General features: G+C 71.6%; 27 protein-coding genes. 11 read left to right on the forward strand and 16 right to left on the reverse strand.

Translation table 11 applies throughout. The features are described from left to right. Positions 1 to 215 precede the first annotated feature (215 nt). Positions 216 to 350 (forward strand): hypothetical protein, encoded by a 135-nt coding sequence (locus ACFXI4_RS42175; RefSeq protein ID WP_385002311.1) that lies wholly within the window; start codon positions 216 to 218, stop codon positions 348 to 350. A gap of 214 nt (positions 351 to 564) precedes the next feature. Here the strand turns inward: ACFXI4_RS42175 and ACFXI4_RS42180 are convergent, their stop codons facing one another. From ACFXI4_RS42180 to ACFXI4_RS42205, 6 genes are all read right to left on the reverse strand, one after another. Then, positions 565 to 768, reverse strand: coding sequence for a cold-shock protein (locus ACFXI4_RS42180; RefSeq protein ID WP_030052720.1), 204 nt, complete (start codon positions 766 to 768; stop codon positions 565 to 567). A 237-nt stretch (positions 769 to 1,005) separates the two neighbouring features. Next, on the reverse strand, positions 1,006 to 1,344 hold the full coding sequence (locus ACFXI4_RS42185) for a MerR family transcriptional regulator (protein WP_362732744.1): 339 nt from the start codon (positions 1,342 to 1,344) through the stop codon (positions 1,006 to 1,008). 1,083 nt (positions 1,345 to 2,427) lie between these two features. Then, positions 2,428 to 2,736: an SCO5918 family protein gene (locus tag ACFXI4_RS42190; RefSeq protein WP_385002314.1), complete on the reverse strand. Its 309-nt coding sequence runs from the start codon at positions 2,734 to 2,736 to the stop codon at positions 2,428 to 2,430. A gap of 50 nt (positions 2,737 to 2,786) precedes the next feature. Further along, the gene (locus ACFXI4_RS42195; protein ID WP_385002317.1) at positions 2,787 to 3,191 is read right to left on the reverse strand and encodes a CBS domain-containing protein; all 405 of its coding nucleotides are present in this window, start codon (positions 3,189 to 3,191) and stop codon (positions 2,787 to 2,789) included. Positions 3,192 to 3,237: 46 nt separating this feature from the next. Beyond that, positions 3,238 to 4,725: a DEAD/DEAH box helicase gene (locus ACFXI4_RS42200; RefSeq protein WP_385002320.1), complete on the reverse strand. Its 1,488-nt coding sequence runs from the start codon at positions 4,723 to 4,725 to the stop codon at positions 3,238 to 3,240. Between the two features lie 339 nt (positions 4,726 to 5,064). Continuing rightward, positions 5,065 to 5,268 (reverse strand): cold-shock protein, encoded by a 204-nt coding sequence (locus tag ACFXI4_RS42205; RefSeq protein ID WP_362723809.1) that lies wholly within the window; start codon positions 5,266 to 5,268, stop codon positions 5,065 to 5,067. 605 nt (positions 5,269 to 5,873) lie between these two features. Here ACFXI4_RS42205 and ACFXI4_RS42210 point away from each other — a divergent pair. Continuing rightward, entirely contained in the window at positions 5,874 to 7,256 is a 1,383-nt protein-coding gene (locus ACFXI4_RS42210) for an MFS transporter (RefSeq protein ID WP_385002324.1), read from the forward strand. A gap of 126 nt (positions 7,257 to 7,382) precedes the next feature. Next, complete coding sequence (locus ACFXI4_RS42215; protein ID WP_385002326.1) at positions 7,383 to 9,332, forward strand: helix-turn-helix domain-containing protein; 1,950 nt, start codon at positions 7,383 to 7,385, stop codon at positions 9,330 to 9,332. Between the two features lie 77 nt (positions 9,333 to 9,409). Here ACFXI4_RS42215 and ACFXI4_RS42220 read toward each other — a convergent pair whose 3' ends face one another. From ACFXI4_RS42220 to ACFXI4_RS42245, 6 genes are read right to left on the reverse strand one after another with little or no spacing between them, the layout of a single operon-like run. Then, entirely contained in the window at positions 9,410 to 10,378 is a 969-nt protein-coding gene (locus ACFXI4_RS42220) for an alpha/beta hydrolase (RefSeq protein WP_385002329.1), read from the reverse strand. Continuing rightward, a complete protein-coding gene (locus ACFXI4_RS42225) occupies positions 10,375 to 11,508 on the reverse strand; it encodes a branched-chain amino acid ABC transporter permease (RefSeq protein WP_385002332.1) in 1,134 nt (377 codons plus the stop codon). Before ACFXI4_RS42225 ends, ACFXI4_RS42220 begins: the two co-directional genes overlap by 4 nt. Next, positions 11,505 to 12,392 carry a branched-chain amino acid ABC transporter permease gene (locus tag ACFXI4_RS42230; RefSeq protein ID WP_385002335.1) on the reverse strand — a complete coding sequence of 296 codons (888 nt, stop codon included), beginning with the start codon at positions 12,390 to 12,392 and terminating at the stop codon, positions 11,505 to 11,507. Before ACFXI4_RS42230 ends, ACFXI4_RS42225 begins: the two co-directional genes overlap by 4 nt. Further along, positions 12,392 to 13,186 (reverse strand): ABC transporter ATP-binding protein, encoded by a 795-nt coding sequence (locus ACFXI4_RS42235; RefSeq protein WP_385002338.1) that lies wholly within the window; start codon positions 13,184 to 13,186, stop codon positions 12,392 to 12,394. Before ACFXI4_RS42235 ends, ACFXI4_RS42230 begins: the two co-directional genes overlap by 1 nt. Then, on the reverse strand, positions 13,183 to 13,995 hold the full coding sequence (locus ACFXI4_RS42240) for an ABC transporter ATP-binding protein (protein WP_385002341.1): 813 nt from the start codon (positions 13,993 to 13,995) through the stop codon (positions 13,183 to 13,185). The genes ACFXI4_RS42235 and ACFXI4_RS42240 overlap by 4 nt, the downstream gene beginning before the upstream one ends. A gap of 4 nt (positions 13,996 to 13,999) precedes the next feature. Beyond that, positions 14,000 to 15,235, reverse strand: coding sequence for a substrate-binding domain-containing protein (locus tag ACFXI4_RS42245; RefSeq protein ID WP_385002344.1), 1,236 nt, complete (start codon positions 15,233 to 15,235; stop codon positions 14,000 to 14,002). Positions 15,236 to 15,539: 304 nt separating this feature from the next. Between ACFXI4_RS42245 and ACFXI4_RS42250 the strand changes: the two genes are divergently transcribed. Beyond that, positions 15,540 to 16,340 carry a CoA transferase subunit A gene (locus ACFXI4_RS42250; RefSeq protein ID WP_362727874.1) on the forward strand — a complete coding sequence of 267 codons (801 nt, stop codon included), beginning with the start codon at positions 15,540 to 15,542 and terminating at the stop codon, positions 16,338 to 16,340. 2 nt (positions 16,341 to 16,342) lie between these two features. Next, positions 16,343 to 16,987 carry a CoA transferase subunit B gene (locus ACFXI4_RS42255; protein ID WP_362727872.1) on the forward strand — a complete coding sequence of 215 codons (645 nt, stop codon included), beginning with the start codon at positions 16,343 to 16,345 and terminating at the stop codon, positions 16,985 to 16,987. Positions 16,988 to 17,440: 453 nt separating this feature from the next. Here ACFXI4_RS42255 and ACFXI4_RS42260 read toward each other — a convergent pair whose 3' ends face one another. Continuing rightward, positions 17,441 to 18,058 carry a TetR/AcrR family transcriptional regulator gene (locus tag ACFXI4_RS42260; protein WP_385002348.1) on the reverse strand — a complete coding sequence of 206 codons (618 nt, stop codon included), beginning with the start codon at positions 18,056 to 18,058 and terminating at the stop codon, positions 17,441 to 17,443. 170 nt (positions 18,059 to 18,228) lie between these two features. On the opposite strand from ACFXI4_RS42260, the gene ACFXI4_RS42265 reads away from it, so the two are divergent. The 4 genes from ACFXI4_RS42265 to ACFXI4_RS42280 all read left to right on the forward strand — a co-directional run bounded on the left by ACFXI4_RS42265 (position 18,229) and on the right by ACFXI4_RS42280 (position 21,624). Continuing rightward, on the forward strand, positions 18,229 to 18,858 hold the full coding sequence (locus ACFXI4_RS42265; RefSeq protein WP_385002351.1) for a cysteine hydrolase: 630 nt from the start codon (positions 18,229 to 18,231) through the stop codon (positions 18,856 to 18,858). After that, positions 18,855 to 20,432, forward strand: a complete 1,578-nt coding sequence (locus tag ACFXI4_RS42270) for an aldehyde dehydrogenase (NADP(+)) (RefSeq protein ID WP_385002354.1) — start codon at positions 18,855 to 18,857, stop codon at positions 20,430 to 20,432. Before ACFXI4_RS42265 ends, ACFXI4_RS42270 begins: the two co-directional genes overlap by 4 nt. Before the next feature lie 74 nt (positions 20,433 to 20,506). Then, positions 20,507 to 20,992 (forward strand): lipocalin-like domain-containing protein, encoded by a 486-nt coding sequence (locus tag ACFXI4_RS42275; protein ID WP_385002357.1) that lies wholly within the window; start codon positions 20,507 to 20,509, stop codon positions 20,990 to 20,992. Positions 20,993 to 21,120: 128 nt separating this feature from the next. Beyond that, a complete protein-coding gene (locus ACFXI4_RS42280; protein WP_385002360.1) occupies positions 21,121 to 21,624 on the forward strand; it encodes a MarR family winged helix-turn-helix transcriptional regulator in 504 nt (167 codons plus the stop codon). A 388-nt stretch (positions 21,625 to 22,012) separates the two neighbouring features. Here the strand turns inward: ACFXI4_RS42280 and ACFXI4_RS42285 are convergent, their stop codons facing one another. After that, on the reverse strand, positions 22,013 to 23,188 hold the full coding sequence (locus ACFXI4_RS42285; protein ID WP_385002363.1) for a PP2C family protein-serine/threonine phosphatase: 1,176 nt from the start codon (positions 23,186 to 23,188) through the stop codon (positions 22,013 to 22,015). A 203-nt stretch (positions 23,189 to 23,391) separates the two neighbouring features. Between ACFXI4_RS42285 and ACFXI4_RS42290 the strand changes: the two genes are divergently transcribed. Together ACFXI4_RS42290 and ACFXI4_RS42295 are read left to right on the forward strand one after the other, a co-directional pair. After that, positions 23,392 to 23,826 (forward strand): MarR family transcriptional regulator, encoded by a 435-nt coding sequence (locus ACFXI4_RS42290; RefSeq protein WP_385002366.1) that lies wholly within the window; start codon positions 23,392 to 23,394, stop codon positions 23,824 to 23,826. Between the two features lie 215 nt (positions 23,827 to 24,041). Next, on the forward strand, positions 24,042 to 24,377 hold the full coding sequence (locus ACFXI4_RS42295) for an STAS domain-containing protein (RefSeq protein ID WP_385002369.1): 336 nt from the start codon (positions 24,042 to 24,044) through the stop codon (positions 24,375 to 24,377). A 3-nt stretch (positions 24,378 to 24,380) separates the two neighbouring features. On the opposite strand, the gene ACFXI4_RS42300 is transcribed toward ACFXI4_RS42295, so the two are convergent. Both ACFXI4_RS42300 and ACFXI4_RS42305 read right to left on the reverse strand, forming a co-directional pair. Next, positions 24,381 to 24,548, reverse strand: a complete 168-nt coding sequence (locus tag ACFXI4_RS42300) for a hypothetical protein (RefSeq protein WP_385002372.1) — start codon at positions 24,546 to 24,548, stop codon at positions 24,381 to 24,383. A 31-nt stretch (positions 24,549 to 24,579) separates the two neighbouring features. Then, positions 24,580 to 24,936 carry a PRC-barrel domain-containing protein gene (locus tag ACFXI4_RS42305; RefSeq protein WP_385002374.1) on the reverse strand — a complete coding sequence of 119 codons (357 nt, stop codon included), beginning with the start codon at positions 24,934 to 24,936 and terminating at the stop codon, positions 24,580 to 24,582. Between the last annotated feature and the right edge of the window lie 21 nt (positions 24,937 to 24,957).

The following is a 24,957-nucleotide window of genomic DNA, read 5'->3' on the forward strand; positions in this document are numbered from 1 at the left end:
ACAGTTCCTCCGCCGCCGCCGCCGGGGGCCGCCCGCTGCCGGGGTGCGGCCGGCGGGCGCCCCCGCGCGGCGCGCGGACCTGCCGGCCGCGCCCCCCCCCGGCGGGGGGGGGTGGGCGACGCACTTCGGAGAACGGGGACGGCCGAGGGAGGCCATGACGTTGGCGGGGACGCTGGCGCCGACGGAACTCGTCAAGTCACTCGACGGTCGCGGGCATGCGCAAGCAGCAGCTCGGGGCCGCGTCGGTGTCGTTCTTCATCACCGACTTCACCGGCGACCGGGTCGGTCCGGACCCGCGGCGCCGGACGCGGAGGTCATGCGGGATACCGGCGAGACCGCGCACGCCCTGACGCCGGCTCCTCCGAGCCGCACGGTCGCGGCGCAGGACACGCGGCTCCCGTGCCCGGCGTCGCCCGCGGCGACTGAGGCCGGGAGGTTCCGGGCCGAAGTCGCATCGGCCCGGGCCTCCACAGATCAGGCGGCTTCGTCCAGGTGGGCGACAGGACCCGCACCGGCGGAGGCCACGGACGCGACGTGCGCGCTCCCCCGGGCGGGTCTGCGAGGTCAGGCCAGGTTGATGTTCTCGGCCTGCGGACCCTTCTGGCCCTGGGTGACGTCGAACGTCACGGCCTGGCCCTCCTGGAGCTCACGAAAGCCAGTGGAGTTGATCGCCGAGTAGTGCGCGAAGACATCCGGGCCGCCGCCGTCCTGGGCGATGAAGCCGAAGCCCTTCTCCGCGTTGAACCACTTCACAGTTCCCGTAGCCATGGTCATGCCTTCCAGTCGATGAACGCCTCCCACTCCGTGTGGCAGGCGGAGGTGATCGCCCTGGTTCCTGCGGCACAGCACAGCAAAACGCCCACACCAAAGGCGTGGGCAAGAGGGAATTCCGAACCACGACAGCTGACGCAGACGTTACACGCCCACACGCCGCGTCACCAGAGGAAGTGATCACGCCGCACACGAGACCGTGCGTGCCCGCCGACGCCGACGGGCACGCTCCTCTCATGCCCCTGCCGACGGGTTCGCTGATTCGGCGGCACGGCGATATTCGGCGTTGAGGCGCTGGGCCTCCTCCAGTTGGTCTTCGAGGATGACGATGCGGCAGGCGGCCTCGATGGGGGTCCCCTGGTCGACGAGCTCCCGGGCGCGGGCCGCAATGCGCAGCTGGTAGCGGGAGTAGCGGCGGTGGCCGCCCGCGGAGCGCAGCGGGGTGATGAGGCGGGCTTCGCCGATGGCGCGGAGGAAACCCTGTGTGGTGCCGAGCATCTCGGCGGCCCGGCCCATGGTGTAGGCGGGGTAGTCGTCGTCATCGAGACGGCCGAACGTGTCGTCTGCTGTCATCGCACCTCTCTGTGGAACGCGTCGAGGGGCCCTGGCGCCGTACCGGCACCAGGGCCCCGAAGGAACTACTACACCATCTGCCGGCCCTGATACTGAACCGGCCCTGTGTTTCCGCAGACCCCACCGACATGCTGTCGGGGGCGCGGGGATCGCGATTGCCTGACCGGAGACCACCTCACTATCGATGTCCTGCGGTACCCGGGCCACGGCTTCCGCCCGGGCGATCCTGATGGCGCTCGGCTCCTCCGTTCTTCCCTCTTGATCAACTAGTCACTCACGGGTACGGCCGCTGCGAACTGCAACTGCGTGTACTGCTGCCCGGCAGTTCATCTCTGCGCCGCACCCGCTCGATCTCGGCTACGAGAGAAACTATACCCACACCGCCACCCAATACCTACTTCATCTGGCATAGATTTCCGCGCGCCCAAAGATGACGTAATCCGTGCCGACCTGTCTGCTGGACCGGTCCACGGACGGTTCAAGCAGATCCGAGGCCCAGTGAGGCGCTCGCAGTGACCCATCGCCGCGCAGCACGTCGGGTTGGGCGTGACGTCGCCGAAAGCGCCGCGGCTGCCGCCGGCGGGCACCGGCCGACACCGCGTCTCGTGAGGAACTCCACCGGTCGACGCTCCTGCTTCCGCCTCAGCGCCTTGACGAGGATCTGCTTCCTCGTCCCGAGGCGACTCTCGCCACTCTCGCCACTCTCGCCATGGCCCCTGACGAAGCGGACACCGTGGTCCTGGTCGTGTCCGCGTCACCGCTCAAGTCGAGCAGCCGGATGGCCCGCGAACACAGTCCGCTTCATCGCCGGCCGCCCGGCTCCCGGGGCGCTGCGGAGGCAGGGAGTGTCGGAGGTGCTGACGGATTTCGCCCGCTCGGGGGAGTTCGCCGCCGTCTTCGACGCCCCCGGGGGGATGGAGGACGGCGATCGAGGACGTCAGCGCCTGGTCCATGGGCGGCCTCAGCCATTCCGGTCACGGAGCGGCGGCGACAGGAACCGGCCGCGCACGCAGTGTGGGCCCGACCGGCGTACCGGTAGGGCCCACAGCGCTGTTCAGGTGTCGGTTCGTGCTGTTTCCCGGGTCAGACGGAAGCTGGGGCGCCGAGCATCGAGGAGGCGTGCTGCATCGGGCCGAGAGCGCCCAGGGGCACGGCCTTGGGGACGGCGCGGCAGGTGAAGCCGAGCTGAGTCATGGCTCGCAGGACTTCGGGGACGCTGAAGTCACGGCGGTCCTGGCGCGTGACGACCTGGCCGACCTGCTTGACGGGATAGTGACGACGGCCAATGATCACGAAATCGCCGGTGACCGGTTCGGGCTTGATGCCCTTCATCGATTCCAGCACGCCCCCCTTGGTGAGCTCGAAGGGGAAGCGGGCGATGACGCAGCGCATGGGGCCTCACAGGGGAGAAGGGGAGAACGGTCCGACCGGGGTGTGGTGGCTCAGCGGGAGAGAGCGAGGACGTCCAGGGCGCCGCCCTGCGCGTCGGCCACCGGCAGGAGACCGAGCCCACGGGTGCGCAGCGCGCCCTCGGCTTCGGCCATGGCGGTCACGGGTGAGGTGAACGAGCCGTGGTCGCCGAGGATGTCGCGCAGGCGGAGGCGGTCCGTGTAGGCGGAGCTGTCGCGGACGGTGGTGAGGTCCGTCCGGGTGACCAGGCCGGTGCGCTGGTCGTCCTGGTCACAGACGACCAGTCGGCTCGTGCGGGCCGCGGCCATGACGGACAGCGCGACCTCGATGCTCATGTCGTCACAGACCTGCGGTCCGGCCTCGTCCACGACCTCCTCCGCCGTCCTGTGCACGGGGCCGGCGCTCGCCGGGCGGGGCTGCATCTGAACCAGCGTCAAAAGGTGCCTCCTGCAGAGATGGGTCAGCTTTTTGATCACGAAGGTCCTAGGCCGCCGCGCCGGAGACGGACTTGCGTACGGGGGCGCGCCGGCTTCCCGAAGCGGGGCGTCGCCGGCCTCGGGAGGTGGCGCTGCGCTTGGGGCGTTCGGACACCGGTGCGGTGATGACGACCGGGATGCCGGAGGGGGCCTGAGCGCCGGTGATCCGGCGCAGGGCCTCGTCGCCCGAGTGGATCTGGGTGGTCTGCGGCCGGATCCCGGCGTCCGACATGAGGCGCACCATACTGCGGCGCTGGTTCGGTGTGACGAGGGTGACGACACTGCCGGACTCGCCGGCGCGGGCGGTACGGCCGCCGCGGTGGAGGTAGTCCTTGTGGTCGGTCGGCGGGTCGACGTTGACGACGAGGTCGAGGTTGTCGACGTGGATGCCGCGCGCCGCGACGTTGGTCGCCACCAGCACGCTGACGTGCCCCGTCTTGAACTGCGCCAGCGTGCGGGTGCGCTGCGGCTGCGACTTGCCGCCGTGCAGCGCGGCGGCGCGCACTCCGCTGTTGAGGAGGTCCTGGGTCAGCCGGTCGACGGCATGCTTGGTGTCCAGGAACATGATCACCCGGCCGTCGCGAGCGGCGATCTCGGTCGTGGCGGCGTGCTTGTCAGCGCCGTGGACGTGCAGGACGTGGTGCTCCATCGTCGTGACCGCACCGGCCGAGGGGTCGACCGAATGCACGACGGGGTCGGTCAGATAGCGGCGCACCAGCAGGTCGACATTGCGGTCCAAGGTGGCGGAGAACAGCATCCGTTGCCCCTCCGGGCGCACCTGGTCGAGCAGCGCGGTGACCTGCGGCATGAATCCCATGTCGGCCATCTGGTCGGCCTCGTCCAGCACCGTGACGCTCACCTGGTTCAGGCTGCACTCGCCACGGTCGATGAGGTCCTTGAGCCGGCCAGGGGTCGCCACGACGATCTCGGCCCCGCCACGCAGCGCGACCGCCTGCCTGCCGATGGACATGCCACCCACCACCGTGGCCAGCCGCAGCCTGACGGAGCGGGCATACGGAGTGAGCGCGTCGGTCACCTGCTGCGCCAGTTCACGCGTCGGTACGAGGATCAGCCCCAGCGGCTGGCGGGGCTCAGCACGCCGTCCGGCCGAACGGGCGAGCAGGGCGAGGCCGAAGGCGAGGGTCTTGCCGGAACCGGTGCGCCCGCGGCCCAGGACGTCACGGCCCGCCAGGGAGTTCGGCAGCGTGGCGCCCTGGATCGGGAACGGCACGGTCACGCCCTGCCTGCCGAGTTCGGCCAGCAACTGCTCGGGCATGCCGAGATCGGCAAAACCTTCAACGGCAGGAAGCGCGGGGGTGATCGTCCTGGGCAGCGCGAACTCTCCCTGCACCGGGGCGGGACGACGGCCGCCGGAACGGGCAGGCCCCTGGGAACGGCGTGGTGCCGGCGAGCCGAAGCGACTGCCGCGCTTCGGCGCGTCGGCACCGCCCTGACGGGTGCGGGCGGAGCGGTCGTTCGTACGTGTGCGGTTCATGCGGAACCTTCCTCGATGGCACATATCAAGGAATTCCCGCAGCGATGAGCGGCATGGAGAATTACAAGTATGGACCGGTGGCAATGAAAGCAATCTGGCCGGCGGAAATCTCCGGGGCGCGCGTGCTGAAATGAGTGGCGCGGTGGGGGCCTAAGATCCGGGCGTCGACTGCGGTGCAGCTCTTCAGGATGCGCCCGCAGCTCTGCAGGAGGAGCCGCGCGTGGTGGGACCGCGGATTCCTCCGAGTCGCTCCGCGGGTGAAATCACCGCGAAAGATGCGTGTAGCTGGGCCCCGCGCCCCGAAGGACGCGGGCCCCAGCTACGGATGATGCGTGAGCGTCAGGCGGAAACGATGTTCTCGGCAGTGGGGCCCTTCTGGCCCTGCGCGATGTCGAAGTTCACCTTCTGGCCTTCGAGCAGCTCGCGGAAGCCCTGCGCCGCGATGTTCGAGTAGTGGGCGAACACGTCGGGGCCGCCACCGTCCTGCTCGATGAAGCCGAAGCCCTTTTCCGCGTTGAACCACTTCACAGTACCGGTAGCCATGTCACATCTCCTTTGGGGCAATGCATCGGAATCCGCACTGCGCGAACGCCGCGTCGCCGCGATGATTACCCCGCCCGGAAATGACCGGAAATACAGAAGCACACTCCCGACCGGCAGAAGCCTGGTGGGGGCACTTGAAATTTTGGGAACCACAACTGCAACCGAGATCGACAGTAGCACGCCGGAACGGCCCGTGTACGTTGGATAATTGCGCTCTGCTCTTGGCGGCAAAAACTCCCACCGCGCGGTCCGTCAAAATCTGATCTCCCGGGCACAGACATTGGTTCACCCGAAGCGCAACGTTTCAGAAAGCGTCGCCAACTGCACCGGGGCCCCGAAGAGCGGACGACGTACGGGCTTTTCGCACCGCACCTGCACGGGAGTCAACACCGGACCGTCGCAACCACCCGGCACCACGCGTCCCGGACGGCACCCGTTTCGGCCACCGTCGATCCCCGGAACCGGCTTTCCATGAGCCGGCATGGTGGCCGCACGCATAACCGACCCCCGAACTGTGTTGCCCCGCCACATGTGCGCCTGACCTGTGGATTCCTACGGTGTGGCGACACGCAAACGTCCCCGTCACACCCCAGGAAGTGGTGCCGATGTCGTCGCCCGCAACCGCTCCACCGGCCCCGAACAACCTCAGGCGCATCGTCGCCGCCAGCCTGATCGGCACCACGATCGAGTGGTACGACTACTTCCTGTACGGCTCGGCCGCGGCCCTCGTGTTCGGCCGCGTGTTCTTCCCCGAGTCGGACCCGCTGACCGGGACACTGCTGTCCTTCCTCACCTATGCCATCGGCTTCGCCGCCCGGCCGATCGGCGCCGTGGTCTTCGGTCACTTCGGCGACCGCCTCGGACGCAAGAAGCTCCTGGTGATCAGCCTGCTGATGATGGGGCTCTCCACCGCCCTGATCGGCTGCGTCCCCGGCTACGACACGATCGGCGTCGCGGCGCCCCTGCTGCTGACCACCCTGCGTCTGATCCAGGGTTTCGCCCTGGGCGGCGAGTGGGGCGGCGCCGTCCTGCTGGTCTCCGAGCACGGTGAGGCCGGCAGGCGCGGGTTCTGGGCCTCGTGGCCGCAGGCCGGCGCTCCGGCCGGCAACCTGGTCGCCGTCGGAGTGCTCTCCCTGATGACCAGCGTGCTCAGCGACGACGCGTTCAACACCTGGGGCTGGCGGGTGCCGTTCCTGCTCTCGGCCGTCCTGGTCATGATCGGTCTGTGGATCCGGCTGTCCGTCGACGAGTCGCCCCTGTTCAAGGAGGCGCTGGCCAAGGCCGAACGGCGCAAGGCGCAGGAGCGGGCCGAGCAGCCGCCGTTCGTCGCCGTCCTGCGCCACCACTGGCGGGACGTCCTGGTCGCGATGGGCGCGCGGATGGCGGAGAACATCTCCTACTACGTGATCACCGCGTTCGTCCTCACCTACTGCGTGGAACACCTCAAGATCGACAAGCAGACGTCGCTGAACGCCGTGCTCATCGGCTCGGCCGTGCAGTTCTGTCTGATCCCGCTGTTCGGCGCGCTCTCGGACCGGGTCGGCCGGAAGCCCGTGTACCTGGTGGGCGCGGTCGGCGTGGGCCTGTGGTCGTGGGCCTTCTTCGCCCTGCTGGACACCAGGTCGTTCCCCTCGCTGGTGCTGGCCGTCACCGTCGGGCTGATCTTCCACAGCGCCATGTACGCGCCCCAGGCGGCGTTCTTCTCGGAGCTGTTCGCCACGCGGATGCGCTATACCGGCGCGTCCATAGGGGCCCAGCTCTCCTCGGTGGCGGCCGGCGCCCCGGCTCCGCTGATCGCAACCGCGCTGCTGAGCTCGTACGACGACTCCACGCCGATCTCGGTGTACATCGGTCTGGCGGCGCTGATCACCGTGGTGGCCGTCGTCGCCTCCCGCGAGACCCGCGGCCGAGACCTCGCGGCCATCGAGCCGGACGGCTCCGTGGCGGCCGAACCCGTCCGGGAACAGCGGTCGGCCACATCCGCCTGACGGCGCGAGCCGCTCACCGAGGGCCGGTGTCCTCCCGGTCCGGGGGGACACCGGCCCTCATCGGCCGTACGCTCCAGGCCATGTCCCGACACCACCGTCCACCGACTTCGCAACGGTAGCCCGCCCATGCCGCACTCGCCCGTCTCCGTCACCTGTCATCTGCGGCGGCTGCTGGAGCTCCTCGCCGCGGGCGCCCCCGCCGAAGAGCTCGGCACCGTCGCAGCCGATGCGCGCCGCGACGGTGCCACCGCCGAGGACCTCGCGGAGGTCGAGAAAGCCACCGAGGCCGCGCTGCGTGTGCAGAGCACGCTCAGACAACACAGGCGCCGGGAAGCCGAGTTGACGGCGCTCTTCGACACCGCGGGCGATCTGGCCGCCCTGCGCGACCTCGACGCCGTACTGCGGTCCATCGTCCGGCGGGCCCGCCTGCTCCTGGGTACCGACACGGCCTACCTCACCCTGCCCGACGAGGAGGCCGGGGACACGTTCATGCGGGTCACCGACGGCTCGGTGTCCGGACTGTTCCAGAACCTGCGCCTGCAACTGGGCGAGGGCCTCGGCGGTCTGGTCGCGCAGACCGCACGTCCCTACGCCACCCCGGACTACCGCACCGACGACCGCTTCGTGCACACCGGCAGCATCGACGCCGGAGTCCTGGACGAGGGACTGGTCGCGATCCTCGGCGTACCGCTGCTGCTGGGATCGGGAAGCGGTGGCCAGGTCATCGGGGCCCTCTTCGCGGCCGACCGCACGCCCCGCACCTTCGCGCCGGACGAGGTGGCCCTGCTGTGCTCACTGGCCGACCACGCGGCCATCGCGATCGACACCGCGAAGGCCATGGCCGACGCACGGACCGCGCTGGCCGAACTCGCCGAGGCCAACGCCGTGATCGGGGAGCATTCCGCCGCCATCCAGCGTGCCGAGGAGTCCCATGACCGGCTCACCGATCTCGTGCTGCGGGGTGGCGACGTGTCCGATGTCGCCACCGCCGTGGCCGGTCTGCTGAAGGGGGACGTCGCGGTCCACGACGGGTCCGGGTGGCCGCTCACCGCGGTGGGCGGGCAAGGCGGCGCGTTCGCCGAGGGGTCCGCAGAAGCAGGTCACGCGGAGGCGGCGGCGCTGGTCGCGTCGGCGAAGAGCTCCCGCGCCGCCGCCCGCGCGGTGTTCCGTGACGGGCGCTGGGTCTGCGCGATGCTCGCGGGGCAGGAACTGCTGGGCTGTCTGGTCCTGTACGGGCGACCGGACCTCGACGGCCCCGACCAGCGCCTGTTCGAGCGCAGCAGCGTCGTGACGTCACTGCTCCTCCTGCTGCGGCGGTCGGTCGCCGAGACGGAGAACCGGGTCCGCGGCGATCTGATCACCGATCTGCTCACCGCGCCCGATCGCGATCCGGCCGGCCTCGTGGCCCGCGGCCGTCGCCTCGGCTTCGACCTCGACCGGCCACACGTCCTGCTCGTCGCCCGGACCGTCGACGAGGCACGGGGCCGGCTCGCCGACGCGGCCGTGCGGTACCTCTTCGGGAGCGGCGGCGTCAGCGCGGAGCACGAGGCCGCCGTGGTCCTGCTGCTTCCCGGTGAAGGCAAGGCGCCGGGGGAGGCGGCCCGGCTCGCCGCCGGGCAGCTCGGCCAACTGATCGGCGCGCCGGTCACCGTGGCCGGCACAGGCCCGGCAGCGGGGCCACGGGCTGTCGCCGACGCGCACGCCGAAGGCGTGCGCTGTCTGCGAGCCCTGCACATACTCGATCGCACCGGGCAGGGAGCGGGCGTCACCGAACTCGGCTTCCTCGGCGTGCTGCTCGGCGACAACCACGACGTGGACGGCTTCGTCACCGCGGCCCTGGGCCCGCTGCTGGCGTACGACAGCCAACGCGGTACCCAACTGGTGCGTACGCTGCGCGCCTATTTCGACTGCGGCGGAAGCCTCACCCGGGCGAAGGAGGAACTGCACGTGCACGTGAACACGGTCGTACAGCGCCTCGACCGCGTCCAGGCGCTGCTCGGCGCCGGGTGGAACTCCCCCGAGCAGGCCCTGGAACTCCAGCTCGCCCTGCGTCTGCATCTGCTGTCGGGTACCTGACGCGCGAGCGGGTGCGCACGGGCACGGCCCGGCGCACGACCGCGGCGCGCTCCGCCGCCCCGGAGCCGATGCCGCGGTCACCCCGACGGGACGGCGCCCGGCCCACTCGTTCCGCGCCCGCCCGCCGCGTGCAGGAGGTTCCGCGCCACGACCCGGGCGCCCTCGTCACCGACGAGGATCGTGTAGTGGTTCGTGCCGGACACGCGCTGCGTGCGTACCCGTTCAGGGGCGAGGCGCGCGGCGGCGAGCCGACGCTCGTCGTACAGACCCTGGGACTCGTCCATCACACCGCGCTCGGCCCACAGGAGCACGGCCGGGCAGGGCAGCCGGTGCACCGCGCCCGACACCTCCTCCCGGAGTTGGTCCACGCCGTCGATGCGGACCGCCTCCCTGCTGCAGGAGGAGCGCAGCCGGCTCTCCTCCCCCACGAGATCGCGCTGGATGTAGGCGTCGACCCACGGTGACCAACTGTCGCCGAAGGCCGGATGCCGCTGCCAGAAGGCGCGGTAGGCGTCCCGGTCCGGGAACGTCATCGACAGCCGCCGCACGGCCGGGCCGATCACCGCGTCGAGCAGCTCGTCCGGGTCCAGGTCCGCCGGGACGGGGAAGCCCACCCCGCCGTCCACCAGCAGCAGGGCCGTCGGCAGACGCGGATGGCGTACGGCGGTCAGGGCCGCGGTGAAGGCCCCCATCGAGTGGCCGGCCAGCACCACCCGCTCCAGTCCCAGCGTGTCCGCCACCGCGGCCGTGTCGTCGGCGTGGACCGCGATGCCGTACGGGCCGGGCAACCGCCCGCTGCCGCCCCGGCCACGCAGGTCCGGCGCCACCAAGGTCATCCGTCCGGCCAGGTGGTGGGCGACGCGGGCCCAGCTCAGGCCGTTGGCCGTGATGCCGTGCAGCGCGAGTGCCACCGGCGCGGCCGGATCATCCGCACGCCAGCGCGACACGGCCAGTTCACCGCCGCGCACCGGCACCCGCAGTTCCTCGCGCGCCGGTGCGGCGGCCCGTGGACGACCCGTCGCGGCAGTCCTCGGAGTGCGGTTCATGACGGCACGACCTCTCCGCGCTCGGCGGTGGCCCGGAGTCTGCGGGCCGCGCGGATTCGCTCCGGCAGTTTCACCACGCCCCCGGGAAGGAGATAGATGACGGCGACGAACAGGGCCCCGAGCAGGAACAACGGTTGCGAGAGCGGCGCCCGCACCACGGTGGGCAGCGAGGTGACCGTCTCCGATCCGGCCAGGTCGCCGAGGCGTTGGTCGGCCCAGGTGTAGAGGATGCCGCCGACCAGGGGACCCCATCGGGTGCCCGAACCGCCCAGTACCACCATCACCAGCAGGGACAGGGTGAAGTCGGAGGTGGTCGTCCGCGGAGTGACACCGCCCGTCAGCAGGAGGTACACGATGCCGCCGAGTGCGGCCAGGGTGCCGGCCATGACGAAGGCGGCCAGTTTGTAGCCGTAGGGGCGCATACCCAGTACCTCCACCCGGCGTTCGTTCTCCTTGATGCCCTCCCACACCCGCCCGATGGGAGAGCGGACGGTCCACTGCACGACGGCCAGCACGACGACGAGGTAGGCCAGGGCGGTCCAGTACAGGCCCGCGGTGTGCTGGATGCCCACCAGCGGGGCGGGCAGCCCGCCGTCGGGAGCCGCCCTGCCCTCCTCGCCGCCGGTGACGCCGCCGGGGTCGCGCTGCACGAGGATCGACGCGGCCTGCGCGAAGGCCAGGGTCACCATGGAGAAGGCGATCCCCTCGACCCTCAGGCTGATCGCGCCCAGCAGCGCGGAGAGCGCCGTGCCCGCCAGGAGTCCCAGCAGTGCGGACACTGCGAATGACAGGCCCGCTTCGAGCATGACGATGTTGGTGACGTAGGTGCCCGCGGCGAAGTAGAGCGCGTGCCCGAAGGACAGCAGTCCCGTGCGGCCGAGCAGCAGGTCGTAGCCGGTGGCCAGGGCGCCGAACACCAGGCAGAGGGCGAGCAGCTGGAGGTTGCCGGGACTGCCGATCGGGCCGTCGAGCAGGACCGGCAACGGCAGTGCGCTGTAGGGCACCACGAGGAGCACCACCAGCAGCGGGGCGGGCCACCAGCGGGAGGCGTGCCGCAGCCGTTCCAGGCGGCCGGCGACGGTGTGGTCCCCCGCGCGGGCCGGGCCGCGCGGCTGGGTGACGATGGTCATGCGAGCCTCCTGGTGAGCCCTCGCGGCCGGACCAGCAGCAGGGCGGCGAGCAGGACGACGACGGCGAGGTCGCCGAGGCCTGCGGTGGTGTAGTAGTTGGCGAACTGCTGGACGAGACCCACGGCCACCGAGGCCAGTGCGGCGCCGGTAAGTGAGCCCATGCCGCCTGTCACGACGACCACGAAGGCGAAGATGAGCAGGGAGGTGCCCTGTCCGGGGTCCACGGAGCCGAAGTAGAGGCCGCCGAGGGCGCCTCCGAGGGCCGCCGCTCCGCCGCCGATGGCGAAGACCAGCGTGAAGGCCTTCCGCACGTCGATGCCGAGTGCGGTGACCATCGCCCGGTCCTCCACCCCCGCCCGGACGACCAGTCCGTGCCGGGTGCGGCCGAGGAACAGCCGGAGCGCGGTCAGCACGAGCAGGGCGGCGCCGGTCAGTACCAGGCGGTTGAGCGGCACCTCGGCGCCCAGCAGGGCGAAGGTACCGGAGAGGGCCTTCGGGCCGGGGAAGGGCCGGGCGTCGGAACCCCAGATCGCGGACAGCAGGGCCGGGACGGCCAGGCCGACGCCCACCGTGGCGAGGATCTGCTCGCGCGGGCGGGTGTAGAGCGGGCGGATCACCGCGAGTTCGAGCAGCACGGCGGCGACGGTGCCCGCCGCGGTGCCGAAGACGACGGCGAGAGCGAACCCCGCCCCGCCGGATCCGGCCCCGGGCAGGTGACCGGACGCGGCCCACCAGGTGCCGTAGGCGCCGACGGACAACAGGGCGCCGTGGGCGAAGTTGAGCACGTCCATCAGTCCGAAGATCAGCGACAGGCCGGAGGCGACCAGAAAGTACAGGGCCCCCAGGCCCAGTCCGGTGAAGACGAGCAGTACGACCGTGGGCATCAGGCGTCGGCCTCCGGGAGCCGGGCGGCGGGGCGGGCCGCGATGTGAACGGACCGACCGGCGGGCGCCTCGGCGCCGCCGAGGCCGGCGCCGCCGACGCCGAGCAGCCGACGGGCGGCCTCGGGGTCGGCGAGCAGGTCGTCGGTGGAGCCCCGGTGCGCGGTGCGTCCGTCGGCGAGGACGACGCAGTCGCGGGCCAGGCGCCGCACCACGGCGAGGTTCTGTTCCACCAGCAGCACCGGCACCGCCTCGGCCGCGCGCTCCAGTGCCTGGGCGACTTCCGTGACCACCTTGGGGGCCAGCCCCTTGGTGGGCTCGTCCGCGATGATCAGCCGGTTGCCGTTGAGGAGGGTCCGGGCGACGGCGACCATCTGCTGCTGGCCCCCGGAGAGGGTGCCCGCGGCCTGCCGGGCCCGTCGCCTCAGCTCCGGGAACAGTTCGTGCACCAGGTCGTAGTCGGGTTCACCGGCTGCGGTCCGCTCGGCGAGGCGCAGGTTCTCGGCGACGCTGAGGGCGGCGAAGACGCCGCGGTCCTCGGGTGCGTAGCCGATGCCCCGGCGCACCAGCGCGTGGGTGGCCAGGCGCACCGTCTCCTCGCCGGCCAGCAGCACGCTGCCGGTGCGTGGGACCAGGCCGAGGATGCCGCGTACCGTGGTCGTCTTGCCGGCTCCGTTGCGGCCCAGGAGGGCCGTGGTCCCCGAGGCTGCCACCTCCAGGTCGACGCCGTGCAGGATGTGCCTGCTCCCGATCACGACGCGCAGGTCACGCACGGTCAGCAGGGGCGGCGGGGTCACAGCTCCTCCCCGAGGTAGGCCTGCTGCACCGTGGGGTCGGCCATCACGGCCTGCGGGGTGTCCAGCGCGAGCAGCGTGCCGTGGTGCATCACGGCCACCCGGCCCGCCAGCTCCAGCAGCACGTCCATGTGGTGCTCGACCATCAGCACGGTGCGGCCCTCGTCCTTGTGCAGCGACCGGATGAGTTCGGTCAGCGCGGGCACCTCCTCGGCGCTCACACCGGCCATCGGCTCGTCCAGCAGCATCAGCCGGGGTTCGCCGACGAGCAGCACCGCGAGTTCGAGTTTGCGTTTCTCGCCGTGCGAGAGGGCGTCGGCGCCGGCTTCGGCGCGATGGGCGAGCTGCGTGCGCGCCAGCACGCGGTCGACCACTTCCGGGTAGGTGCCGGCACGGCGCCATATCCGGTACGAGCCGCCTTCGGCGGCCTGGGCCGCGAGCCGCACATGGTCGGCGACCGTCATCCCCGGCCACAGGCTGGAGGTCTGGAAGGTGCGCCCGAGCCCACGCCGGGCCCGGGCGTACGCGGCCTCGGCGGTGACGTCGTGGCCGTCCAGTTCGATCGTGCCCCGTGAGACCGGGCTGAGGCCGCTGACCAGGTTGAACAGCGATGTCTTGCCCGCGCCGTTCGGGCCGATGAAGGCGAGGAACTCGCCCTGGTGGACGTCGAAGGAGACGGAGTCGACGATCGTCGCGCCGCCGACCGTCCAGCCGACGTCGCGCAGCCGGAGCACCGGTGCCGGGACGGCAGGGGCTTCCCGGTCGCCCGAGGCGTCGGCGGCGCTCGTGGACGCGGTGTTCGAGGAGGACATCGGCTCAGCCCGCCGTGCCGGCGACCGGTGGCGCGACCTCGGCCATCGGGACACTGCCGGTCAGCTCCGGCCGGGCGGCGCTGCCGCTGCCCCTGAGGCGGGCGGTGAACATCGGCTGCAGCAGGGCGTGGTCCGTGGCCCGGATCCGTTCCCTGCCCTTGGGCCCGTCGAAGGTCCAGCCCTCCAGCGCCTTCGCCATGGCGGCGGTGTCCGTGGCGCCGCCGGAGCGGATCGCGTGAACGATCATCTGGGCGGCTGTGAAGCCGTCCGGGCTGAACAGGTCGGGCGTGCCGCCCGCCTTCGTGATGCCGTCGAGCATGGCCTTCTCGACCGGGTTGCCGCCTCCGGCACCCGGGAAGTAGTGCGCGAGGAAGGCGACCTTGGAACCGGACGGGCCGAAAACCGGGTACGAGGCGGTGCCCGCGAGTCCGGTGACGACCTTGCTCGCGTCCAGCACGCCCTGCTGGCTCAGCGCGGTCCACAGGCCGGGGGCGTTGGAGCCCGCCCAGGCGACGAAGACCAGGTCCGGCTTGCCGGCTCTGGTCCGGCGGGCGAACGGCGTCAGGTCGGTGGCGCTCGGCGGGGCCAGCACGGAGCCGACGTCCGCGCCCTTCCTGCCGAGGACCGCCTTCACCGCGGCCACATTGGCCTGGCCGAACGCCGAGTTCTGCGCGAGCACGGTGACCTTCTTGCCCTTGGCGTCACCGAGCAGGGTCCCGGCCGTGAGGATGTCCTGGTACGACTGCCGCCCCGAGCGGAAGGTGTAGGAGTTGACGCCGGTGACCGCGTCGGTGGCGGCCGGACCGCTGACGTACAGCACCTTGTTCTGGGCGGCCAGCGGCGCCATCTGCAGCGCCACACCCGAGTCGGTGGTGCCGGCGAGGACTTTGCACCCCTTGCCGACCAGGGACTTCGCCGCGGCCACCGCCTTCGCCGGGTCGCCCGCGTCGTCCTGTTCGGTGACCTCGATCCGGTGGCCGCCCACCGTGTCCGTACCGTGCGTGGCGTAGGCCAGTCCCGCCTTGAAGCCTTCCTCGTACTGCTTGCCGTAGGCGGCGAGGAGCCCGCTGCGGGAGTAGACCAGGCCCACCTTCACGGATGCGGCCTTGCCGTCGGAGCTGTCGGACGCGGTGCCCGCGGTGCCGGCCGAGGTGCATCCCGCGACCAGGGCACCGGTGGCCAGGAGGGTGAGCGCACGAAGGGATCTGCTGGTGAAGGCGTACGTGAGGCTGGAAGGCATGGCGATCGGCTCCTGACAGTGTGTCGCGCCCCGCCGCCGGGTTCCGTCGGTCTCGTCCGGGACGACGGAACCGGTCCGCGACAACCAAGGCGCGTTGCGTGATGGCCGGAACCCTAGAAGCGCCGTACGGCGGGCGGCATGTGGCCGATCACCGCTCTTCGCGGCCCGGTCATAGCTCCGGCACACATGGCCCGTGACGGCAGGTGCGGGCCAGGGTGAGGAGCACCCGGTCCTCCTCGTGACGTCGTGCGCGGGCCGGGCCGGGCCGGCGAACGGAACGTACCCCTGTGGAGAAGGAACCGGCATGGACAAAGTGGTGGCCGCGGCCGCGCGGGCAGTGGCGGACATCCCCGACGGTGCGACCGTCGCGGTCGGCGGATTCGGGCTGTGCGGCATCCCGTCGACGCTGATCGCCGCGTTGTCCGAGACGGGCGCATCCGGCCTGCGGGTCGTGTCCAACAACTGCGGTGTGGACGACTGGGGGCTGGGGCTGCTGCTGCGCGCCGGCCGCATCGCCCGGATGACCTCCTCCTACGTGGGCGAGAACAAGGAGTTCGCCCGCCAGTACCTGTCCGGCGAACTGGAGGTGGAGCTGACCCCGCAGGGCACGCTCGCCGAGCGGCTGCGGGCCGGCGGCACCGGTGTCCCCGCCTTCTACACCCCGGCCGGCGTGGGCACCCAGGTCGAGGAGGGCGGGCTGCCCTGGCGGCACACTCCTGACGGCGGTGTCGCGCTGGCCTCCCCGCCCAAGGAGACGCGGGAGTTCGGTGGCCGCCGCTATCTGCTGGAGGAGGCCATCACCGCCGACTTCGCCCTGGTGCGGGCCGCGGTCGCCGACCGGCACGGAAACTGCGTCTTCCACGCGGCCGCGCGCAACTTCAACCCGCTGTGCGCGATGGCGGGGCGGGTGACCGTCGTGGAGGCCGAACGCATCGTCGAGGCCGGTGAACTGCCGCCGGACGCCGTCCATCTGCCGGGCGTGTATGTGGACCGGGTGGTCGTCGTCGACGCGTCGCTGGACAAACGCGTCGAGCGACGCACCGTGCGTCCCGCGCGCACCCGCGCCGAAGCAGCCGTGTCGCGCACCGACTCCGGGGAGAACTGACCATGCCGCTCGACCGCGACCAGCTCGCCGCCCGTGCTGCCCGGGAACTGCGCGACGGCCACTACGTGAATCTGGGCATCGGTCTGCCCACTCTGATCCCCAGCCATCTGCCGGACGGGGTGCACGTGGTGCTGCACTCGGAGAACGGCATTCTGGGCGTCGGCCCGTATCCGTACGACGGCGAGGAGCACCCGGATCTGATCAACGCCGGCAAGGAGACGGTGACCATCGTCCCCGGCACCGCCTACTTCGACTCGGCGCTGTCCTTCGGCATGATCCGGGCCGGCCGGATCGACGTCTCCGTGCTCGGCGCCATGCAGGTCTCGGCCCGCGGTGACCTGGCCAACTGGATGATCCCCGGAAAGATGGTCAAGGGCATGGGCGGCGCGATGGACCTGGTCCACGGCGCTCGCCGGCTGCTGGTCGTCATGGAGCACGTCGCCAGGGACGGCAGCCCCAAGGTGGTCGAGGAGTTGAGCCTTCCCGCCACGGGGCGCCGCGTGGTGGACCGGGTGATCACCGACCTGGCCGTCATCGATGTCACGGCCGAGGGTCTGCGACTGGTCGAGACCGCTCCTGGAGTCACCGTGGCGGAGGTCCTGGCGGCGACCGACGCCGAGCTCCTCGTCGACGAGACTGCGCAGTAGGCCTTCGGCGCGCTTGCGGGGGCCCGGCGGCGACCGGACCAGGGACTCGCCAGGCGATGGGGCACTTGAGCGAGGGACTCACGGGAGCCGGACGTCCGGCTCCCGTACGTCGTCTCCGTCAGACGCGGTCCCGGCACCGCGTCGGTCTGGCGCCGTCACGGCTCTCGGCGAACGACCCCGTACGGTGGAGGAGTTGTCGAACCATGCCGACAGCCTCCGGGCGGGAGCCGGGTATGCGCGCTCAGGTTCGCCGCCGCGGTCGGCGGGCCGGGACGCCCCGGACCGCCGGCTCGGCATCGCACATCCCCCGCAGAGCGGACCCCCTGCCCGCTCTTGCAGGTAAAGGGCGTTGTCCGGGGAGTACGTCGCCTCACCGGCCGGTGGAGAGGTCCCCCTCGGGGGCCGCCTCAGCACGTCGCACGCGAACGGAGCGAGCCGGTCCCCGCGGACGGGTCAGGCGGACGGGGGCAGGGGCCTGCCGCGCCGCTTGAGCTGGGCGTTGACCGTTTCCAGGAGTTCGTCGGAGAGTCCCTCGTCGGCGACGGCCCGGGACATGAGCACGGCGCCGACCAGGGCGCTGAGCGTGAGCACGGCCTCGGCCCTGGCGTCCGTGGCGTCGTCGGTGTCGTCGGTGTCGTCGTCCAGGCCCGCGATCAGGTCCAGGTAGGCGCGGACCTGCCGCTCGTAGGCGTCCTTGAGGTGGAGGTCGCCCTCGGTGCCGTCACGTCCCGCGGCGGCGCCGAGGGGGACCAGCGCGCAGCCGGTGGCCGGTGTGTCGCGGTGCTGCTTGCCGAGGTAGGCGTCGAGGAGGCCGGCCCGCGCGTCCTGGTCGTTCTTCCGCGCGGCCCGCTCCATCTTCGCCGAGCCCTCGGTGAGGGCAGCGGTGGCGGCCTGCGTGACGAGGTCGTCGCGTGAGGCGAAGTGCTTGTAGAAGCCGCCGTGCGTGAGCCCGGCCTCCTTCATGAGGTCCGCGATGCCGAGGCCGCCGATGCCGTCGGTGCGGACCTTGCGCGCGGCGATCCGCAGGACTCGCTCGCGGCTCGCCGCCTTCTCCGCCTGGGAGTGGCCCATGCCGTCCCCGCCTCTCGTGGATCGACGCGGTGCGCCTCACACATCTGGATGACGGCCATCATACGCCAGCACCTCGAAGGCGAGGCGGGGGGCCATTCACTTGACTTTCAGGATGACGAATATAATCCTGAATCTGGATGTCAGCCATAAGCCAGATTGGAGCTGGAGCCATGTCCCAGACCTACGACCCACACCGCACGGCCGTTCTCCTGATCGACCCCTACAACGACTTCCTGTCCGAGGGCGGCCAGATCTGGCCGCGCCTGGAGTCCATGGCGCACGAGACCGGCCTGCTGGACCACCTGCGCTCCGTCATCGGTTCCGCCCGCGAGGCGGGCGTACGCGTGGTGTTCGTTCCGCACCGCCGCTGGGAGCCGGGTGACTACGAGACGTGGGACCACCCCAACCCCACCCAGCTCGGCATCATGGAGCGGCACAGCTTCGCCCGCGGCACCTGGGGCGGTGAGTTCCACCCGGATCTCCAGCCGCAGGCGGCGGACGTCGTCGCCGCGGAGCACTGGGGGCAGAGCGGGTTCGCCAACACCGACCTGGACTTCCAGCTCAAGCAGCACGGCATCACCCACGTCGTGCTGGTCGGGCTCCTGGCGAACACCTGCATCGAGTCCACCGGCCGGTTCGCCATGGAACTCGGCTACCACGTGACGCTGGTGCGCGACGCCACCGCCGCCTTCAAGGCCGAGATGATGCACGCCGCGCACGAGCTGAACGGCCCCACCTACGCCCACGCCATCACCACCGCGGACGAGCTCACCGCCGCGTTCGAGGGAGCACACGCATGACCCTGACCGGAGAACTGCTGATCGGCGCGGCCCGGGTGTCCGCCACGGCCGGGACCATGAAGGCGCTCGACCCCGCCACCGGGGGGCTCGTCGAGCCCGAGTTCGCCTTCGGCGGCGTGGCCGAGGTCGACCGCGCGGTCCGCCTCGCGGACGACGCCTTCGACAGCTACAGCCACACCTCACTCACCGAGCGGGCCGCGTTCCTCGACCTCGTCGCGGACAAACTGGAGTCGGTCAGGGACGAACTCGCCGCCCGTACCGCGCTGGAGACCGGTCTGCCGGCCGGCCAGCTGGAAGGCGAGGTGACGCGGACGGCCGGCGTCTTCCGCAGGTTCGCCGACGTCGTCCGTGCGGGCCGCTTCCTCCAGGCGGCCGTCGACACCGCCCAGCCGGACCGCCGGCCCACGCCGCGCATGGACCACCGGCTGCAGAAGGTGGCCCTCGGCCCGGTGGTGATCTTCGGCGCCAGCAACTTCCCGATCTCCTACTCCGTGGCGGGCGGGGACACCGCCTCCGCTCTCGCGGCCGGCTGCCCCGTCGTCGTCAAGGCCCACAACGCCCACCCCGGGGGATCCGAGATCCAGGGCCGGGCCATCCAGCAGGCGGTCGCCGAGGCGGGACTGCACGAAGGCGTCTTCTCCCTCGTCCGCGGCGCCGGCAACGAGATCGGCGAGGCGCTGGTCGACCACCCTCTGGTCCGGGCGGTCACCTTCACCGGCTCCGAGGGCGGCGGGATGGCCCTGTACCGCCGGGCCCAGCGGCGGCCCGACCCCATTCCCGTGTTCACCGAGATGACCAGCGTCAACCCGACGTTCGTCCTGCCCGCGGCCCTGGCGGCCCGCGGCGCGGAGATCGGCGGCGGCCTGGTGCAGCGCGCGATGTACAACGTCGGGCAGGCCTGCCTGAAGCCCGCCGTCCTCCTCGCCGTCGACGGACCCGGCTTCCGGGAACTGCGGGACGCCGCGACCGCCGAGGTGCGCAAGGCGGCCGCACGGACCATGCTCACGCCCGGCATCCACGACTCCTACACCCGCAACGCGCGGCGCATGGAGGACGGCGGCGCCGCCCTGATCGGCACGGGCACGGACCCGGCCCGCGCCGGGGACGGCCAGGCCCTGCTGTACGAGGTCACCGGCGAGCGGCTGCTGGCCGAACCCGCCCTGCGCGAGGAGGTCTTCGGCCCGGCGGTCCTGCTGGTGAGGCTGACCGACGCCGACCAGTTGTTCGAGGTGGCCCGTGCCTTCCGCGGGCAGCTCTCGGCCACCCTGCACGCCGACGGTGCCGACCGCGCCGCGGCCGAACGGCTCCTGCCGATCCTGGAACGGCGCACCGGACGCATCGTGTTCAACGCCTTCTCGATCCCGCAGGAGGTCTCCCACGCCACCACCCACGGCGGCCCGTTCCCGGCGACCTCCGACAGCCGGTTCACCTCCGTGGGCATGGGCGCGATCGAACGGTTCGTCCGCCCGGTCACCTACCAGAACTTCCCGGACGACCTCCTGCCTGAGTCGCTGCGCCAGGCGAACCCGCTGCGTGTCTGGCGGCTCGTCGACGGCGAACCCGGTCGGCACTGACCACCCCCTACGGGCTCCGTCCACCCACCCAGGCGGAGCCCGTCCGCTCTCCCGAAACGAAAGGCGGCCCTGCCATGTCCCTCACCGACCGAACGGCGACGGAGAACCCGCGCACGGTGCGTGACCGGGTCCGGGAAAGGCTGCTCGGCGCCTGGCGGCTCGTGTCGTACACCGCCACGAGCACCGACGGCGAGGTCATCAGTCCGCTGGGCCCCACGCCGTACGGCCTGATCGTCTACACCCCCCAGGGATACATGTCCGCCCAACTGGGCCGTGGCGACCGACCACCCCTGCGGTCGGCGCGCCTGGAGGACGCGGCGGACGACGAGCTCGCCCGGGCCGCGGCCGGTTATCTCGCCTACGGCGGCCCGTTCGAGGTCGTCGGGCCGACCACCGTCGAGCACCACGTCACCACCAGCCTCTTCCCGAACTGGATCGGACGGTCCCAGGTCCGGCAGGTGAGCTTCGACGGCCCCCTGCTCGTGCTCCGCGTCGCCACCCCCACCCGCCTGTGGGGCGCGGACCGCACGGCTGAACTCACGTGGAGCAGACTGCCCTGAACCGGGCCGGCGGCCACGGCCGGGCCGGGCCGGTCGAACGTGCTTGCACCGCGGCTCTTCGGGTACGGCGTCTGGATAGGTGGTACCTGCAATGGCAGTCGGATTCGGATTCGGGAAGCGATGCCTCCGTGACTGGTCTCAGTGGCTCCGGGGACGGCCGATCAGGCGGGCCGCGCGACGGCCCCCTCCCCCTCGCGTCGGCGCTGGACGACGCCGTGGACTGTCTGGCCCATCTGTGGTCGGAAGCCGCGCAGAGCGCGAACCCGCGCCTGTCGTCGCATCAGCTGCGGGCGCTGCGGATTCTGCGGGAGGATCCGGGGCTCAACCTCACCGCCCTGGCGGTGGCCCTGCGGGCCGGGCCGCCGACCGCGAGCCGGCTGTGCGACCGGCTGGAAGCGGCCGGTCTGCTGGAGCGCGAGCTGCATCCGCGCAACCGACGTGAGGTGCGGCTGCTCCTCACCCAGCAGGGCCGCCGGATTCTCGACGAGGTGGCCTCGCGCAGAGCGCACGCCCTGGCCGTCGCGCTCGGGGCCATGGAGCCGGTCGAGCGGGAGGCTCTCGGGCAGGGGCTCCGGGGGTTTCTGGCCGCCCATGCCCGCGGGGCAGGGGAACACCCGGACGGCGCCACCTGACCCGCGCCACCGCGCGGCCGGGTGACGGAGCGCGTCCGGCCGGCATCCCGCGCCGCCGTGACACCGGCGGCCGGCACCGGTGGGGCAGGGGGAACGGGCCCGCGGCCCGCGCCTCCACGACAGTCGGCGGCGCGGGGCCGGGACGGCCCGATTCCCCGGTCGGCCGGAACGCGTCGGCACCGGTCGGCCGCAGCGTCCCTCCGCAGCCTGAACCCGTCGCCACCGCGCAGCCGGGTGACGCCGCGCGCCGCCGTGACACCGGCGGGCGGCACCGGTGGGGCAGGGGGAACGGGACCAGGACGGCCCGATTACCCGTCGGCCGGAACGCGTCGGTGCCGGTCACGGCAGCGCTCCTGGGGTGGGCGCCGCCGGGACGGGATGGGCCGATTCACGCCGACAGGGGGCGTCCGCGCCAGTCCACGCAGACGACCACGGCGTCGTCGGCGGCCATGACGGCCTCACCGCGGTAGCCCGACAGTTCACGCAGGATGGCGCGGGGTACCTCGGCGGCGGGCAACAGCCGGGTGGAGTGGATGGCCCGGGCCAGGGCCCGGTCGCCGTACACCTCGCCCTTCGGGGAGTGCACCGCGTGGACGCCGTCGCTGACGAAGACGAGCCGGTCCCCGGGCTCGACATCGAAGTCCTGCGCCACGTAGTCCGTCTCCTCGAACATGCCCAGGGGCAGTTGGGCCTCGAAGGGGACGCGTTCGACGGTGCCGCCACGCATCCGCAGGAGCTGCGGGGAGCCCGCGTCCACCACGCTCACCAGCCCGGTGTCCAGGTCGAAGTCCAACATGAGGACGGACAGATAACGGTCGCCTCGGTAGTGGGCGTAGACAGCCTGGTCGGCCAGGGCCGCCTGGTCGGCGATGGAGATGCCGGCGCGGCGCGCGTTGCGCAGCGCGTTGACGGCGAGGCTGGTCAGCAGTGCCGCCTCTATGCCCTCGCCCATGCCGTTGGTGACATAGAGCATCAGACGGTCGGCGGTCGCGGACCAGTCGAAGTTGTCGCCGAAGACGGCGTAGGCGGGCTCCAGCTGACCACCGAGGTCGTACTCGGGCCGGGTGCAGGAGCGGCCGGGCAGCAACTGCCACTGCATCTCGGCCGCCAGGGTGAGCCGGTCCTTGCGCCGGGCCTGGAGGTACAGGTCCGTGTCGCGCTCGGCCACGAGCACCTCGTGCGCCAGCACCTCGGCGATCTCGGCCAGTTCGGACACGTATCCGCGGGCCGCGTCGCCGCCGGGCAGCGTCACGGACAGCACGCCGAGCCGGTCGCCGCGCACGCTGACCGGCAGGTGCACGCGCGTCCGCCCGTCCTGGCCCTCCTGGCAGTAGGGCTCCTGCGAGCCGAACGCCCGGCCGGCAGGGCTGCCGTGCACCGGAACCGCGACCAGGTTGTGCGGCCGCACCGACACCGGTTGCAGCGCCGTCAGGCCGTAGTCGGCCATGTAGAGCTCGACGGCCTCCGCGCCGTACTGCTCCGTCAGCACGGCGCGGACGGCGTCGAGCAACTCGTGGGGAGCCGCCGTGCGCACGGCGCGCTCAGCGGTCTGGAATCTGTTCACGATGAGGAATGCACCATTCTTTCTCCCGCCAACGTGCGGGCCCGGCCGAGGAGGCGGGGGCTCGCGAAGAGCCGCGTCGGTCGTTCCGAGGAGGGTCCGTGTGGGCTGAGGGCTCCTAGTAGGCTGAAAGAAGCCCCAGTGCCTGCGAGAGTGTGATCGTGACTGCCTTCCGCCGCCGCCCAGAGCCCGATGAGGTCGCACGCGTGACCACGAAGGCCGTCGAGCTGCTGGAAGTCGTGTGGGGCCGTGCGTCGACCGCGCCCACCTCCGCCTCCCAGCTGCGGGTGCTGCACATCCTGGAGCACCACGACGGCATCAACCTGCGCACTCTCGCCGAGTCCCTCGCCTCCACCCCGCCGTCCACGAGCCGGCTGTGCGACCGGCTACAGGCCGCGGGATTCATCGAGCGTGTGGTGGGCGCGGAGGACCGGCGTGAGGTCCGGCTGCATCTCAGCGGCCGAGGCCGCTCCTTCCTGGCCGATCTGCGTGTCCGCCGCGAGAGCGAGCTGCAGAAGGTGCTGGCGGACATGCCCGTCGCCAAGCGGGTCGCCCTCCTTGAGGGGCTCGAGGCGTTCTGCACCACCGCGGCGACACAGATACTCGACGAGACCCCCGAGGCCGACAGCCGGACCGCCTGAAAAACCCTCACGGCACCGATCCACCACCGCTCCAGGTCCTTCCACGCGTACGCCCGACTCGGCTACTCTGTTGCCTCATGGCTATTATTGTCAAACGACAACAGTCCCGGATATCGCTCTCATCACGTCCGACTACCCTAGTTCTGGCGTGATTCGCGGTAACTGTGCGACATGTCTCGAAAATTCCGGGATCCCTGTGACACGAGGACGGCGCGATGCCCGCGGCTCCCGAACTGAGAGCGCATATCGACCGCGACGAGCAGATCTTTGTGATCACCGTGCGGGGCGATGTGGACTACGCCCGAGCCGAGGGCTTCGAGCAGGCGTGGGAGGCCGCCGACCGTGCGGCGATGCCCGTGACGGCGGTCGACCTGACGCAGGTCACCTTCGCCGACAGCATGCTCCTCAACGCCCTCATCGAGGCCCGGCTGCGCCACCGGGCCGCCGGGCGCGACCTGGTGCTCGTCGGCCCCCTGCGGCCGGCCGTCCACCGGCTCCTGACGATCACCGGTGCCATCCGGCTGTTCACCGTCAGGGAGACCGGCGGGTGAGAGTCAGCGGACCACGCGGCGTCCCCTGTGCCGGAGCCTGACTACGGCGTAGACGAGGTCGGCGAGCAGTACCACCGCTCCGATGACCAGCAGGTAGAACAGTCCGTGAGCGGTGAACCCGATGATGCCCAGCACGAGGGCCACGAGGATCAGCAGCAGAAACAGGCTCATCGGCTCTCCCATCGAGGGTGGGCTCGCCGGGTCAGCGGCGCGCCAGGCGCCGCTCACCGCCGGCGCCCGGGGTGTATTCGATCGCGTAGTGCGCGAAGACCGCGGGCTCCTGCTCGGCCGGCAGTTCGCCGTCCGTGTCGATCGCGGGAGCCTTCTTGACCGTGTCCTTGTCGTAGGCGACCTTCAGGTACCCCGGACCGACGGTGGCGTCCGCGAGTGGGACGAACACCAGGCGCCGCCGGGTGGGCAGGCCGACCGTCACGGTCGCGTAGCTGGGCAGGTCGGTCGCGGTGTCGACGTAGACCGACTCCAGGACGCCGACCTTGTGCCCGCCGGTGTCGACCACCTCGTGACCGCGCCACTCTCGGATATCGCCTGCTTCGATCATCAGATACCTCCACCGGGTCGG

It is taken from the genome of Streptomyces sp. NPDC059224 (assembly GCF_042754285.1).
GTDB lineage: Bacteria > Actinomycetota > Actinomycetes > Streptomycetales > Streptomycetaceae > Streptomyces.

Excerpts from the sequence above, each read along its gene's own strand:
- ACFXI4_RS42175 (WP_385002311.1), top strand. The coding sequence starts at position 216 with ATGCGCAAGCAGCAGCTCGGGGCCGCGTCGGTGTCGTTCTTCATCACC.
- ACFXI4_RS42180 (WP_030052720.1), bottom strand. The coding sequence starts at position 768 with ATGGCTACGGGAACTGTGAAGTGGTTCAACGCGGAGAAGGGCTTCGGC.
- ACFXI4_RS42185 (WP_362732744.1), bottom strand. The coding sequence starts at position 1,344 with ATGACAGCAGACGACACGTTCGGCCGTCTCGATGACGACGACTACCCC.
- ACFXI4_RS42190 (WP_385002314.1), bottom strand. The coding sequence starts at position 2,736 with ATGCGCTGCGTCATCGCCCGCTTCCCCTTCGAGCTCACCAAGGGGGGC.
- ACFXI4_RS42200 (WP_385002320.1), bottom strand. The coding sequence starts at position 4,725 with ATGAACCGCACACGTACGAACGACCGCTCCGCCCGCACCCGTCAGGGC.
- ACFXI4_RS42205 (WP_362723809.1), bottom strand. The coding sequence starts at position 5,268 with ATGGCTACCGGTACTGTGAAGTGGTTCAACGCGGAAAAGGGCTTCGGC.
- ACFXI4_RS42210 (WP_385002324.1), top strand. The coding sequence starts at position 5,874 with ATGTCGTCGCCCGCAACCGCTCCACCGGCCCCGAACAACCTCAGGCGC.
- ACFXI4_RS42215 (WP_385002326.1), top strand. The coding sequence starts at position 7,383 with ATGCCGCACTCGCCCGTCTCCGTCACCTGTCATCTGCGGCGGCTGCTG.
- ACFXI4_RS42220 (WP_385002329.1), bottom strand. The coding sequence starts at position 10,378 with ATGAACCGCACTCCGAGGACTGCCGCGACGGGTCGTCCACGGGCCGCC.
- ACFXI4_RS42225 (WP_385002332.1), bottom strand. The coding sequence starts at position 11,508 with ATGACCATCGTCACCCAGCCGCGCGGCCCGGCCCGCGCGGGGGACCAC.
- ACFXI4_RS42230 (WP_385002335.1), bottom strand. The coding sequence starts at position 12,392 with ATGCCCACGGTCGTACTGCTCGTCTTCACCGGACTGGGCCTGGGGGCC.
- ACFXI4_RS42240 (WP_385002341.1), bottom strand. The coding sequence starts at position 13,995 with ATGTCCTCCTCGAACACCGCGTCCACGAGCGCCGCCGACGCCTCGGGC.
- ACFXI4_RS42245 (WP_385002344.1), bottom strand. The coding sequence starts at position 15,235 with ATGCCTTCCAGCCTCACGTACGCCTTCACCAGCAGATCCCTTCGTGCG.
- ACFXI4_RS42250 (WP_362727874.1), top strand. The coding sequence starts at position 15,540 with ATGGACAAAGTGGTGGCCGCGGCCGCGCGGGCAGTGGCGGACATCCCC.
- ACFXI4_RS42255 (WP_362727872.1), top strand. The coding sequence starts at position 16,343 with ATGCCGCTCGACCGCGACCAGCTCGCCGCCCGTGCTGCCCGGGAACTG.
- ACFXI4_RS42260 (WP_385002348.1), bottom strand. The coding sequence starts at position 18,058 with ATGGGCCACTCCCAGGCGGAGAAGGCGGCGAGCCGCGAGCGAGTCCTG.
- ACFXI4_RS42265 (WP_385002351.1), top strand. The coding sequence starts at position 18,229 with ATGTCCCAGACCTACGACCCACACCGCACGGCCGTTCTCCTGATCGAC.
- ACFXI4_RS42270 (WP_385002354.1), top strand. The coding sequence starts at position 18,855 with ATGACCCTGACCGGAGAACTGCTGATCGGCGCGGCCCGGGTGTCCGCC.
- ACFXI4_RS42275 (WP_385002357.1), top strand. The coding sequence starts at position 20,507 with ATGTCCCTCACCGACCGAACGGCGACGGAGAACCCGCGCACGGTGCGT.
- ACFXI4_RS42295 (WP_385002369.1), top strand. The coding sequence starts at position 24,042 with ATGCCCGCGGCTCCCGAACTGAGAGCGCATATCGACCGCGACGAGCAG.
- ACFXI4_RS42300 (WP_385002372.1), bottom strand. The coding sequence starts at position 24,548 with ATGAGCCTGTTTCTGCTGCTGATCCTCGTGGCCCTCGTGCTGGGCATC.
- ACFXI4_RS42305 (WP_385002374.1), bottom strand. The coding sequence starts at position 24,936 with ATGATCGAAGCAGGCGATATCCGAGAGTGGCGCGGTCACGAGGTGGTC.